We start from the raw sequence: 13303 nt of genomic DNA on the forward strand, positions 1-13303 counted from the left end.
CGGAGAACGAACATGTTTCACACTTCACGATTGACCAAAACCACGCTGGCGCTCGTCCTCGGCCTGGCCACCGGCAGTGCACTGGCCGCCATCTCGCCCCAGCAAGCCGAACAACTGAAAACCTCGCTCACCCCCATGGGCGCCGAGCGCGCCGGCAACGCGGCCGGCACCATCCCGGCCTGGACCGGCGGCATCACCCAGGCGCCGGCCGGCTACAAACCCGGCCAGCATCACCCTGATCCGTACGCGGCGGACAAACCGCTGTTTACAATCACCAAGGCCAACCTCGACCAATACAAGGCGCATCTGAGCCCCGGCCAGATCGCGCTGTTCAACAGCTACCCCGACACCTTCCAGATGCCGGTCTATCCCTCGCGCCGATCCGGCTCCGCGCCGCAGTGGCTGTATGACAACACCCTGAAGAATGCGACCTCGGCCAAGTTACTGGAGGGCGGCAGCGGATTCGCCGATGCCTATGGCGGCGTGCCGTTTCCGGTGCCGAAGGACGGGGTCGAAGTGTTGTGGAATCACATCACTCGCTATCGCGGTATCTACGTTGTTCGTCGCGCCTCCGAAGCACCGGTACAACGCAACGGCAGTTTCGCGCTGGTGACCTCGCAGCAGGAAGGCTTCTTCAACTACTACCGCCCGGGCGGCCAGTTCGCCGACCTGAAAAACATCCTGTTCTACTACCTCGCCTTCGTGAAAAGCCCGGCGCGCCTTGCCGGTGGTGCCGCGCTGGTGCACGAGACCCTGGACCAGCTCAAGGACGCCCGCCAGGCCTGGATCTATGACGCCGGCCAACGCCGCGTCCGCCGCGCACCGAACCTCGCCTACGACACGCCGATCGCATCCTCCGATGGTCTGCGCACCGCAGACGACACCGACCTGTTCAACGGCTCGCCGGATCGCTTCGACTGGAAGCTCAAGGGCAAGCAGGAAATCTACATCCCCTACAACAACTACAAAGTCGGCAGCCCCGACGTGAAATACGCCCAACTGCTCACCCCCGGCCACCTCAACCCGCAATACACCCGCTACGAGCTGCACCGTGTCTGGGTGGTCGAAGGCACACTCAAGCCGGCGTCGCGGCATATCTATTCCAAACGCGTGCTGTTCCTCGACGAAGACAGCTGGGGCGCCGCCCTGGTGGATCAATACGACGGGCGAGGAGAGCTGTGGCGCGTGTCGATGGCCTACCTGAAAAACTTCTACGACCTGCCCACCACCTGGAGCGCTCTCGACGTCTTCCACGATTTGCAGGCGCGACGGTACTACGTGCAAAACCTGGATAACGAAGAGGCCTCCACCGTCGACTTCTCGCAACCGGTGCCGGAGGATTCGTACTTCATGCCATCGGCGTTGCGGCAGCGGGGGACGCGTTAAGTGGCCTGACGCAATCGCGGGCAAGCCCGCTCCCACAGGTAAAGAGTCGAACACAGTATCTGTGCACGCCTCAGAACCTTGTGGGAGCGGGCTTGCCCGCGATTGAAATTCGCTTCAGCGCTGACTGTAGGTCAGACGCGGAAGTGGCTCACCATCTGCTGCAACTGCCCACCCAACCGCGCCAGTTCAACACTCGACTTGGCCGTCTCATCACTCGCCGCAGCAGTCTGCTCCGACACGTCGCGGACGTTGATGATGCTGCGGCTGATTTCTTCGGCCACGGCGCTTTGCTGTTCGGCGGCGGCGGCGATCTGCTGGTTCATCGACTGGATGTTCGACACCGTGCGGGTGATGTTTTCCAGGGATTCGCCGGCCTTTCGGGTCAGGGCGACGCTGCTGTCGGTCAGGGCGCGGCTGTTATTCATCACGGCCGAAACCTGTTGTGTGCCGTTCTGCAGACCGGCCACCAGGCCTTCGATTTCCTCGGTGGATTTCTGGGTGCGCTGGGCCAGGCCACGGACTTCGTCGGCGACCACGGCAAAACCGCGACCGGCTTCACCGGCTCGGGCGGCTTCGATGGCGGCGTTGAGGGCCAGCAGGTTGGTCTGTTCGGCCACAGCCTTGATCACGTCCATGACGCTGCCGATCTTGTCGCTTTCCTGTTGCAGCACGCTCATGGCTTCGGTGGAACGCACCACTTCGCTGGCCAGACGCTCGATCTGGGCGATGGCTTCGTTCACCACTTTGTCGCCTTCACGGGCTTCGCCGTCAGCGGCGGCTGCGGCTTGCGAGGCTTCCTCGGCGTTGCGCGCAACTTCCTGCACGGTGGCGGTCATCTCGTGCATCGCGGTCGCAACCTGATCGGTCTCGACCTTCTGGCTGTTCACGCCGGCGCTGGTCTGTTCGGTCACGGCTGACAGTTCTTCGGCAGCGCTGGCGATCTGGGTCACGCCGTCGCGGATGCCGCTGATCAGGTCGCGCAGGGTCACGCCCATGCGCGCGATGCCTTGTTGCAGCACGCCGAGTTCGTCGCGGCGGGTGACGATCACGTTGTGGCTCAGGTCGCCGCTGGCGATGCGGTCGACCACGGCCATGGTTTCCTGCAGCGGACGGGTGATCTGGCGGGTGATGATGAACGCAGCGATGACTCCCACCAGCAAGGCCAGCAGGGTGCTGATCAGTTGCAGGGTGCGGGCCTGGGCGCTTTCGATGTCACGACGGTCCAGCTGGATCTGATACAGCTGCTCGCTCAGGGTCACGATGGTCGCGCCCTGGTCGGTCATTTCCTTGCGTGCCTGCACCGCCTCGCTGTTGGCGTTCTTGAACGCCTGCAAGGCGCTGCGGTAGTTGGTCAGGGCGGTTTCCAGCTGACGCATGGCGTCCTGCTGGGTGCCGGAGAAATGCACGTTCAGTTGTTTCAGACTGGCGATGGCCACATCCAGTTGGCCGACGGCTTTCTGCTCGGTGTCGGCATTGGCGGTGGCGGTGTAGCCGCGCACTTCGTAGCGCGCCAGGATGAACGCTTCCTTGGCGGCGGTGACAGCCTGGAACTGCTCGAAACGCTCATCGCTCAGTGGCATTTGCTGGACGCGGTTGCTGAGAGCCTCGATCAGGCTGTAAGCCGTCGCGGCGTTGGTGGCCATCGAGTCGCGCGCGGTGTTGCCAGTGCGGTAGGCGTTACGCATTTTGTTCAGCGACGTCTGGTACTCGGCGATGGTCGCCGCCTGCTGCTTGAGCAGTTTGACGTTTTCGGGACTCTTGAAAGTGCTGATCAGGTTCTGCTGCTGTGCAACGAAACCGTCGAGGGTGGTCTGCACGTTCTGCGCGGCGGCTTCGTCGCCGTTGGTCAGCATGTATTGCAGGCGCACCACGCGCAGTTTGGTCAGGCCAGCGTTGAGCTGAGTGATGTCGCTCATCCAGTTGCTGCGGTCAATCAGACCGCCCAGGCTAGTCCAGCCGGTGAGCGCCAGGATGCAGGTCAGGGCCAGGACGAGGCCGAATCCGAGCCCCAGTTTCAGGTTCACGCTGATGTTGCCGAACCAGCTATTCATCAAAAATCCTCCAGAAAAACGTTGTGCATCTTGATCGTCGGTCAGGCTGGAAGATTGTTGTTTTTTTGAGCCAGCAAGGGTGTTAACAGGACTGTATCGGCCGCAAATCCGAGAGCTGAAAGGATTTTGTCCGACGGATTTTGTAACAACGGATCCCAAGACTTTTTTCACATGACTTTCACTGGCTGCCCACAGGGGCCTCTGTACCTTCGCCGGATCAAATGACAGTGCTGCGAACTGGCAAGGCGGATTTTTGTGGAATTGAGACTGAGTCTGTTCGGCGTCAAACGCTCGATCGACCTGAGGGGCCTGGCCCGTTTTCGGAACGCCGGGGTTGTTCTGGCGACGTTGGCGCTGGTGGTGCCATTGACCCTGTGGCTGCTTGCCCCGGCGGCGTTGCCTGATCTGGCCCACGGCAATGTGGCCGGTGCCCGGGCGTTGACGGCCGGTTGGGCCAAGGGCGACATGATCGTGCTGGTGCGTCATGTCGAGCGCTGCGATCATTCCCCGGCGCCATGCCTGAGCGGCAATGACGGCATCACCGACCGTTCGCGCAGTGTCGCGGTCGCCGTCGGCGCACAATTCGAGCACCTGGGCCTGAACCATGCCGACATCTACAACAGCCCGATGACCCGCACCGTGCAGACCGCCGGTTACATGTTCAACCGGGCGACGGCCGGCGAAGACTGGCTGATCAGCTGCAAGGGTCGCATGCTGCAGGATGCGCTCGCACACAAGGTTGCGGGGCGTAACCTGATCCTGGTCACCCACAGCGAATGCATGGCGCAGCTGGAAAAAGACCTCAAGATGCCGGCCTCGACCCTCGGATACGGATCCTCGCTGTTCGTTTCGGCTGCCAACCCGGCGGCTCCCAAAATGCTCGGCTTCATCGAAGCCTCCGACTGGCGCACGGTGACCACCCGATGACTTCTCGTTTTTACGCTTACAACTTTGGCATCCCGCTGTTTTGTGCTGCTGTGGTTTTTCTGATGTTCGACATGACGAACATCGACATCGCCTTCAGTAATCTGCTGTTCGATCCGCTGACCCATACCTTCCCCCTCGACAAGATTCACTTCTTTGAAAAGCTGACCCACAAGTGGGCGCGGATCATCCCGAACTGGACCGCGGAAATCGCCCTGATCGGCGCGATGCTGTCGGTGGTCTGGCCGTTGGTCAATCCGCAGAAACGCCCGCGCCTTGGCGAGTTTCTGGAGCGCAGCAAAGTGGCTCCGGTCCTGCGTTTTGCGGCTGAGCATCGCCGGGATTTTCTGTTTGTGGTGGTGGCCTTCGCGGTGTGTACCGGCGTGATTCACTTCCTCAAGGCCCATACCAGCGTTTACTGCCCGATCGAGACGACGCTGTACGGCGGCAAAATGGCTCACGTCGAGTGGTACAACAATTTCCAGCTGTTCCATGAAGCCGGTGACGGTCGTTGCTGGCCGGGCGGACACGCCTCCGGCGGGTTCACCATGCTGGCGCTGTATTTTGTGGCGCGGCGTTATCAGTGGCGCTTCTCCAGCGCCTTGTTGTGGGGCTCGCTGCTGCTCGGTTTCGTCTACGGCACCACACGCGTCCTGCAGGGCTGGCACTACATGTCCCACACGTTCTGGGCCGGTATCTTCGTGTGGCTGGCGTGTTTGCTCACTGCGCTGGCGTTTTATGGGCGGGCTCGTCTGGAACTGCCGGTGTTGAGCAAGCGTGAGCGACAGGTGTTCAGTGCACAGCCTGAAGCTGCTCTCTGAAGCGTCGCGATTGAAACGAAAAACCCGCCATCACCGGCGGGTTTTTCATTTGTGCATCGCTGTATCAATAGCCTACGAAGTAGTACGCCTGGCGCCCGACCATCATGGTCTTGAGCACTTTCAGCGGGGCGGCGGGCTCGCTGTCCCCTGACATTACCGCGATGTTCGAAGGCGAGGCACTGAGGAAATCCTTCAATTGCGCATCGGTGTCCAGACCCTTGAGGACGCGCTGGGTGTAGAACACGCTGGCGCCGCCGACCCGTTCGTTGGCCTGGAACAGGGCGACCTGATGGCCGGTGGCTTGCAGGCTCTGGATGTGTTCGGTCAGTGGCAGGAACGACAATTCCTTGTCTGCGTTCGGCAGGGCCCATTGCGCGGCACCGAGGTAGCTGGCGATCACCACCGTCAGGATACCTGCCGCCAATCCCTGACGATGACGGGCGATCCGTCCGACAAGACGTTCGGAGGTTTCGTGGCCCTTCAAACGCTCGAACAATACCCCCGCATACTCCGCCGCAATCACCGCTGCGGCCGGCGTCATCGACATCAGGTACACCGTGCGTTTGCTCGAGGCCAGGGTCAGCATGATGAACTGCGCAACGATCCACAGGCTGAAGAACAGCAGGTAACGATTGGCCTTCAATTGTTTGCGGAAATGCCACAGCCCCAGATACACCAGAATGTTCCAGGGCAGGAACGCTTCGGGCAGTTTGGCGATGTAGTAGTAGAACGGCTCATAGTGCCCGGCTTCGACGAAGGAGCCGCTGAAGCGCCCGACGCTGTTGGTCAGCAAGACCTCTCTGACGGCCTGGGCGCCGCCGTGCTGATAGAGCACCGCGAGCCAGATCAACAGCGGAATCAGCCCGAGCGCTGTCAACAGACCGGGCCGCAACCACTCGGTCAGTTTGAAGCGCTTGTCCATCAGGTTGTCGGCCAGCAGGTAAGCGAAAATCACCACCCCCGGCATCGCCAGACCGAGCACGCCTTTGCTCAGGGTGGCGATCGCAATCCCGACGATAAACAGCAGTGAATTACCCGGCGTCGAGGCCCGTTGCGCCTGGAAGAACGCCAACAGTGCCGTGGTCACGCCGAGCGCGAGCAAGGCATCCTCGCCAACCCCGCGCACATTGCTCCAGTAACTGGCCATGGTTGCCAACAGAATCCCCGCCGTCCACGCGATCGCTTTCGGTCGTCCGAAGCGCCGCAGCATGCCGTACAGAATCATCACGCTGAGCAGTCCGGCCACCGCCGACGCCAGCCGCACCGCCCACGGAGACACGCCGAACACGCGCATGGCGCCGGCGTCCAGCCACAGACTCAGCGGCGGTTTTTCCAGAAACGGTTCACCGAACAAACGGGGCGTCACCCAGTCATCGTCCAGATGCATCTCCATGGCGATGCCGGCGACGCGGGCCTCGGTAGAGCCTTGCAGTTGATGGTTGCCCAGTGCGAAGAAAAACAGCAGGGCGGCAAGCAGGAACAGTGAAGTGGCGGCACGCGACGACATAGGTTTCAGATAACCGGAAGGGGCGAGAGGCGTGAGCATACTTCGTCAATGCTTAACAAATTGTGAAACTCATGCGAGCCGTCGCGACCAGCGCTGATCCGGCGCATCAAACCCCGGATTGACCAGCGCCGTCAGCACATGATCCTGCCAGCGCCCGGCAATGTTCAGGTACGCCTTGGCGTAGCCTTCTTTCTCGAACCCCAGGCGCTCAAGTAACCGTGCACTGCGTTCATTGCCGGGAATGTAGTTGGCCATGATCCGGTGCAGGTTCTGGGTTTCGAACATGTAGGCGATCGCGGATTTCAGCGCTTCCTGCATTAGGCCCTGACCCTGATGGGCTGCATCGATGTGATAACCCAGATAACAAGCCTGGAAGGCCCCGCGAATGATCCCGCTGAAGTTGCACGCGCCGATCATCTGATGGCTGTCGGGAGTCAGCAGCGCCATGTGCACCGCCAGTCCTGCTTCGAAAGCGCTGGCCTGGACTTCGAGGCGTCGACGGATCTGTTCGGTGGAGAAATAGTCGGTGGTGCGGATCGGTGACCACGGGGCGAGATGGCGTTGGTTGCGTTGGTAGAAATCACTTTCCAGAGACGCCTGCTCCGGGTCGAGCACCGCGAGCGTCAGGCGTTGGCAGGGCAGGGTCAACAGCGGCATCGGGGGCTCCGGGTCTCGGGATTGATCACCAGAATTGCGCGGTGGGCGGGAAAATACAAACGCGTGGCCAAATCCCGGGCAAAAAAAAGCCCGCAGGAGCGCGGGCGAACCGTAGTTTCTTGAATGAGCGAGTGGACTTTACAGCTTTGGCGGAAGCGGGGCAGTGAAGAAAAATTCATCTCGCTGCGCCTTGGCTCAAGACGCCAGGTCCCCTGATTTCGGCTCTTTCAAGAAGCTCAGTGGCAGAGAACCGGCTTCGGCTCGGTCGTCTGCTGCAGTGGGTCAAGCTTGCTCAGGGCGCTGCTGACCAGCATCTCCGCCAACCCCGCCAACTGATGCATCGCGACGATCCGCGCCCGTTGCACCTCATCCGGTCGGTGGACGAGATCATGCGCCATCATATTGAGCGCCGCGAGATTCTGGCTGGCGTGGGTCAACAGAGTGACCAGGTCGACGTCGGGACGCACGCTGAGGATCTGATCGACCGGAAGAAGCCGGGAGTTGCGCCTGCGGGCAACGGTAATGGGGCGTTCGGAAGCCGAGACCGTCCTGGACTCGGTAACCGGGGAATGTTCGGATGGATCAGGGGTGTCTTTTTTCATGACCGGACTCCATGTGAGGGGTGATCCTTGCGCTTCGGCGGGGTAGTGCCGTTCACCTGTTTGTTGCGAGGAGTGGAGGGTAACCGGGTGGGGAAGGGGGGGGCTAGTTCATGGAAGTCGACGCGGGTTGAGGGAAATTTCCTAGGACGCAAGCGGAGAAAGTTGAAGCTCGCTCTCCGGATATGAATCCCCAGATGCGACAAGGCCCGCACTTGGCGGGCCTTGTCGTTGAGAGTTGGTGGGCCGGGGTGATCTGAACTGGAATTTTAACATATTGATTTAAATCGAATATTTCGGTTAATAAATCTGCATGGAATACTGTTTGGAATACAGATTTTTGATGCTGTTGCTTCAAGACAGTGTCGGGGGAAGTGCGCCGCCTACTCAGCGTGAAGAAGGCTCGTGGGGTGCCTGCTAGTAATCAAGGTGTATCCCTGCTTCGAACTCACCTGTTATCAGGCGCTCTATGACTTGCGGTCGCTTCAGTTTGTGCTTTGCGGCCAATTCATCCAGCTGGGCGATCACCGCTATCGGGATCATTACGTTGAGCTGTTTCTTGTCAGGAGGGTTCCAGGACTACTCATCAGGTCATTGGAATATCAACGGTATCCAGGGAGATTGAGCATCAAGAGGTAACGGTTAAAAAATACTCAATTGGCACTGGTTATGAACCTTACCCAGGAGTAGTAACCATGCACCTTGATACCCCCTGCGCCAAACGCCCTCTGCTTCGTCATCGCGATAACACCAACCTTCACCGCACGACTTACCTACCATCGATGGCTTGCCCGTAATGCTTGCCGTAGGGGCCTTCATCCGCGAATACCTTTTCCGCCTGAAGCAGACCATTGACCTAGTGCTAGATCAGCACTGCAGGATGCTGGCATTCCGAGTGGATCTACGCCTACAGGTGAGTATTGACCTGCCTGACTACGCTTACACCAACGAAGTCATTAGCCGGTTTATTGACTCCTTCAAGGCCAAGATCGAGCACAACCGCGTCAAGGCCCGTCAGCGCAACCCGTACGCCCATGACAGCAAGGTGCGTTACGTCTGGGTCAGAGAAATCGGAGAGATGGGACGCCCGCATTACCATCTGCTGATCCTGCTCAATCAGGAGGCCTACTACACGGTGGGGTGGCTCAAGTCTAAAGCCAGCAATATCGATAACCGCATGAAAGAAGCCTGGGCAAGCGCTCTGGGGCTGTCTGTTGATGACGTGAGAGGGCTGGTGAATATCCCACCAAACGCTGAATACCGAATATACCGAAATGTCCGCCCTGGTGATGTGGATGAACTGCCTGCACTGTTCTTTAGGGCAAGCTACCTCTGCAAAGCCGCTACGAAGTCCTACGGTGATAATCATCATGGATTCGGATGCAGTCGGGGATAACTGCCTTCATGCTGCGCAATAGCACCATGCCCATGGGATCCTGGCCCGCTGATGGTTTAGGCTCCGGCCAGGAATCTAAGGCTGATATGAGCGCTGTGGGATGACAGAAAAGGGAGAGCGCTGCCGACAGCATTATCAGTCGGTATACGAACGGAATCAGCCGGCACTCAGCAAGGGTCTGGCCCTTGATGAGTCGTTGCATCATTTCCTTGATCAGCGCCCGGCAGGTAAGAACCTGTCAGCGATTGATCGTGCGCAAGGCCTGGCAGCGGCATCGTTTTGGCTTGATGTGGATGCGGTAGCTGGGGCCGAACTCGCCAGCCTGGCCCTCAGCCGGGTGCTGCATTTCGATCATGCAGTGAGTGTTGAGCGGCTGTTGCACGTCGCTAGCCATAATCCGGAAAACCTTCAGTGGGCGATTCGCTACTCGAAACTGTTTGAGCGTACAGAATCCCCGCTCTGGCTTGCGCTGCGTGCGGCGCTCGCTGGGGATGAGTAGCAAGTTTTCTTGGGTGTCTGTGATCGCTTGCTTGATCAGCTCAGGCCTTTTGATGAGCTGATAGCCATCGCCGAAAAACAGCTCAAGCACTTATCGCTGCTGGAGCTGTTTCCCTACCTCAGTGTTCTGGCCTATGAGGCCTTTGCGGAAGATGTGCCCGCTGATCGCTCCGGTCAGCAGTGGAAGGTCTACAACCGCATTATTTTGAACAAAATGACCCATAATTACCGGTAAGGCGCCCCGAAAGCGCCTAGAATCCAGTCACTTAGCTGCGGCTGGATTTTTTATGTCTGTGATTTTTTGGATGTCCGCTTGTTTTGAGGCTTTCTGGTTGCCAATTGAGATTGGCTTTTTCAGTCTTATGGGATTTGGGTCGATCTTAGAATAGGTATGATACTCGCGCCTGGATGAGGGCCAATGCTGATTCTGTGGCGGCATCGGCAGCATTCTGTTTGGTGCACAGACTTCGCCACCGGCAGCGGTGCGATGGCGAAGCTGCCGGGCAGACAGCTTGGTATCGATTTGGTGTTACAGCTGAGTCTGTGGGCCTCGCAGACCTGATTTCTCTAATCGGTATCGATTTCATCGCTGATGAGCCAGCTACACAGAGCAGCTGACACACTTCTAAAGTCGTACGCCGAGAACAGGGAAGACGTTACGCATGACTAAGTCTGAAGCGCAAACTCGCTCAGAGCTGATTGACCAGCAACTGGCCTTGTCCGGCTGGAACGTCAAAGATCCCACTCAGGTTCTCGGAGAATTCGGCATCTTGAACGCCCTACCCGAGGGCGTGGCCGAGCCGCGCACCGTCTACGAGGGGCGCCAGTTCAGTGATTACGTCCTGCTGGGTAAAGACGGTAAACCCCTGGCGGTGATTGAAGCCAAGAAAACCAGTCGCGATGCCGCCATCGGTCGCGAGCAGGCCAAGCAGTATTGCTACAATATCCAGAAGCAACTGGGCGGTGAGCTGCCGTTCTGCTTTTATACCAATGGCCACGAGCTCTACCTCTGGGATTTGCAGAACACTGCGCCTCGAAAGGTCATTGGCTTTCCCACACGCGACGATCTGGAACGTTTCGCCTATATCCGTCGTAATCGCAAGCCGCTGACGCAAGAGTTCATCAACACCTCTATTGCGGGACGTGATTACCAGATCCGCGCGATTCGCTCGGTGCTCGAAGGCATTGAAAAGAAAAAACGTGATTTCCTGCTGGTGATGGCCACCGGCACTGGAAAGACACGCACCTGCATTGCCATGGTCGATGCCCTGATGCGTGCTGGCCACGCCGAAAAGGTGCTGTTCCTGGTCGACCGCATCGCTCTACGCGAGCAGGCACTGGCAGCCTTCAAGGAGCACATGCCCAACGAGCCACGCTGGCCCAATGTGGGCGAAAAGCTAATTGCCAAAGACCGCCGCATTTACGTGGCCACCTATCCCACGATGCTCAACATCATTCGGGACGGGATACAGCACCTGTCACCGCACTTCTTCGATTTCATAGTCGTTGATGAGAGCCACCGCTCCATCTACAACACCTTCGGCGAAGTGCTCAATTACTTCAAAACCATCACTCTAGGTTTGACGGCCACGCCGACCGATATCATCGATCACAACACCTTCCAGCTTTTCCACTGCGAAGACGGCCTACCGACCTTTGCCTACACCTTCGAAGAGGCTGTGAACAACGTGCCGCCTTACCTCTGCAACTTTCAGGTCATGAAGATTCAGACCAAGTTCCAGATGGAGGGCATCAGCAAACGCACCATTTCGCTGGAAGACCAGAAAAAGCTGATCCTGCAAGGTAAAGAGGTTGAGGAAATCAACTTCGAAGGCTCACAGCTTGAAAAGCAGGTGATCAACAAGGGCACCAATGCTTTGATCGTCCGCGAGTTCATGGAAGAAGCCATTAAGGACGCCAACGGTGTGCTGCCCGGCAAGACCATCTTCTTTTGTGCCACCAAGGCCCACGCCCGGCGCATCGAGGAAATCTTCGACAAGCTCTACCCGCAATACAACGGTGAGCTGGCCAAGGTTCTGGTGTCTGAGGATCCTCGCGTCTATGGCAAAGGCGGGCTGCTCGATCAGTTCACCAATAACGACCTGCCGCGCATCGCCATCAGTGTGGACATGCTCGACACGGGTATTGACGTGCGCGAGGTTGTTAACCTCGTCTTCGCCAAGCCGGTGTATTCGTACACCAAGTTCTGGCAGATGGTTGGGCGCGGCACGCGCTTGCTGGAAACCAGCAAGGCCAAGCCTTGGTGCCTTGAAAAAGACATGTTCCTGATCCTCGACTGCTGGGATAACTTCGAATACTTCAAGCTTAACCCCAAGGGCAAGGAGCTCAAGCCGCAGGTGCCGCTGCCCGTGCGGTTGGTGGGGCTCCGGCTCGACAAGATCGAGACGGCTAACGACACCGACCACGCCGACATTGCCGTACGCGAAGTCGCTAAGCTGCGCCTGCAAATCACCGCGCTACCCAAAGCGTCGGTGGTGATCAAGGAAGCCGCCGCCGTGCTGGCGCGACTGGAAGATGAAAATTTCTGGATCAGCCTCAGCCACGATCGACTGGAATTCCTGCGTACCGAGATCAAGCCGCTCTTCCGGACCGTTTCTGAGGCCGACTTCAAAGCCATGCGCTTCGAGCGAGATTTGCTCGAATACTCACTGGCCGTGCTGAACGAAGACAAGGAACAAGCCGAAACGATCAGGGAAGGCGTCGTTGAACAGATCAGCGAGTTGCCTCTCTCCATCAGTTTCGTGAAGCAGGAGGAGGCTCTGATCCGTGCCGCGCAAACTAATCTCTACTGGGCCAAGGCCGACGAAGACGCTTTCGACGAAATGGTCGCCACGCTCGGCCCGCTGATGAAGTTCCGCGAGCAGAGTACTGGCCAGGAGCAAACCTACCTCGAACTGGCCGATGAACTGCACAGAAAAGAGTGGGTGGAGTTTGGTCCTCAGCACGAGGCGGTCAGCATCAGCCGCTACCGTGAAATGGTCGAAAATTTGATTGCCGAGCTGACTGAGCACAACCCGGTGCTGCAGAAGATTAAGAGCGGTGGAGCTGTGAGCGTCATTGAGGCCAATGAGCTGGCTGAGCTGTTGAGTGAGGAACACCCGCACATCACCGAAGACCTGCTGCGTCAGGTCTACAAGAACCGCAAGGCGCGCCTCATTCAGTTTATCCGCCACATTCTTGGTATTGAGGTGCTCAAGAGCTTCCCGGATGAAGTCAGCGCCGCCTTTGACCAGTTCATCCGAGCCCACACCACGCTCAGCACTCGGCAGATGGAGTTTCTCACCCTGTTGAAGAACTTCATCATCGAGCGCGAACAGGTGGAGAAGAGGGACCTGATCAATGCCCCCTTTACGGTCATTCACCCGCAGGGCATTAGGGGCGTGTTTAGCCCCGCCGAAATTAACGAAATCTTGCAGCTGACCGAACGGTTGGCAGCCTAAAAA

The 13303-nt window shown here is 58.6% G+C and carries 11 protein-coding genes and 1 pseudogene; 7 read left to right on the plus strand and 5 right to left on the minus strand.

What is annotated here, in order from left to right; all coding sequences use genetic code 11:
- Window positions 1–12 precede the first annotated feature (12 nt).
- Complete coding sequence (locus tag ACSPX5_RS27545; RefSeq protein WP_439820642.1) at window positions 13–1386, plus strand: DUF1329 domain-containing protein; 1374 nt, start codon at window positions 13–15, stop codon at window positions 1384–1386.
- A gap of 131 nt (window positions 1387–1517) precedes the next feature.
- Here ACSPX5_RS27545 and ACSPX5_RS27550 read toward each other — a convergent pair whose 3' ends face one another.
- Window positions 1518–2381 carry a methyl-accepting chemotaxis protein gene (locus ACSPX5_RS27550; protein ID WP_423815275.1) on the minus strand — a complete coding sequence of 288 codons (864 nt, stop codon included), beginning with the start codon at window positions 2379–2381 and terminating at the stop codon, window positions 1518–1520.
- Between the two features lie 42 nt (window positions 2382–2423).
- Window positions 2424–3437, minus strand: a pseudogene (locus tag ACSPX5_RS27555) (methyl-accepting chemotaxis protein); the annotation flags it as partial.
- A gap of 255 nt (window positions 3438–3692) precedes the next feature.
- Between ACSPX5_RS27555 and ACSPX5_RS27560 the strand changes: the two are divergent.
- Entirely contained in the window at window positions 3693–4364 is a 672-nt protein-coding gene (locus ACSPX5_RS27560) for a histidine phosphatase family protein (RefSeq protein WP_207867899.1), read from the plus strand.
- The gene (locus ACSPX5_RS27565) at window positions 4361–5182 is read left to right on the plus strand and encodes a phosphatase PAP2 family protein (protein WP_323160069.1); all 822 of its coding nucleotides are present in this window, start codon (window positions 4361–4363) and stop codon (window positions 5180–5182) included. The genes ACSPX5_RS27560 and ACSPX5_RS27565 overlap by 4 nt, the downstream gene beginning before the upstream one ends.
- A 64-nt stretch (window positions 5183–5246) precedes the next feature.
- On the opposite strand, the gene ACSPX5_RS27570 is transcribed toward ACSPX5_RS27565, so the two are convergent.
- The 3 genes from ACSPX5_RS27570 to ACSPX5_RS27580 form a co-directional block, all read right to left on the minus strand.
- Window positions 5247–6728, minus strand: coding sequence for an ArnT family glycosyltransferase (locus ACSPX5_RS27570; RefSeq protein WP_323160068.1), 1482 nt, complete (start codon window positions 6726–6728; stop codon window positions 5247–5249).
- A gap of 30 nt (window positions 6729–6758) precedes the next feature.
- A complete protein-coding gene (gene rimJ, locus ACSPX5_RS27575; protein ID WP_439820643.1) occupies window positions 6759–7346 on the minus strand; it encodes a ribosomal protein S5-alanine N-acetyltransferase in 588 nt (195 codons plus the stop codon).
- 236 nt (window positions 7347–7582) lie between these two features.
- Complete coding sequence (locus ACSPX5_RS27580; RefSeq protein WP_207867905.1) at window positions 7583–7948, minus strand: DUF6124 family protein; 366 nt, start codon at window positions 7946–7948, stop codon at window positions 7583–7585.
- A gap of 793 nt (window positions 7949–8741) precedes the next feature.
- Here ACSPX5_RS27580 and ACSPX5_RS27585 point away from each other — a divergent pair.
- From ACSPX5_RS27585 to ACSPX5_RS27600, 4 genes are all read left to right on the plus strand, one after another.
- Window positions 8742–9341 (plus strand): inovirus Gp2 family protein, encoded by a 600-nt coding sequence (locus ACSPX5_RS27585; RefSeq protein WP_439820644.1) that lies wholly within the window; start codon window positions 8742–8744, stop codon window positions 9339–9341.
- Between the two features lie 100 nt (window positions 9342–9441).
- Window positions 9442–9840, plus strand: a complete 399-nt coding sequence (locus ACSPX5_RS27590) for a hypothetical protein (RefSeq protein ID WP_231991761.1) — start codon at window positions 9442–9444, stop codon at window positions 9838–9840.
- Between the two features lie 27 nt (window positions 9841–9867).
- Window positions 9868–10074: a hypothetical protein gene (locus ACSPX5_RS27595; protein ID WP_439820645.1), complete on the plus strand. Its 207-nt coding sequence runs from the start codon at window positions 9868–9870 to the stop codon at window positions 10072–10074.
- Between the two features lie 427 nt (window positions 10075–10501).
- Window positions 10502–13300, plus strand: coding sequence for a type I restriction endonuclease subunit R (locus ACSPX5_RS27600; protein WP_439820646.1), 2799 nt, complete (start codon window positions 10502–10504; stop codon window positions 13298–13300).
- The last annotated feature ends 3 nt before the right edge of the window (window positions 13301–13303 follow it).

This window comes from Pseudomonas sp. HLG18 (assembly GCF_051903985.1).
GTDB classification, from domain to species: domain Bacteria; phylum Pseudomonadota; class Gammaproteobacteria; order Pseudomonadales; family Pseudomonadaceae; genus Aquipseudomonas; species Aquipseudomonas fluorescens_BT.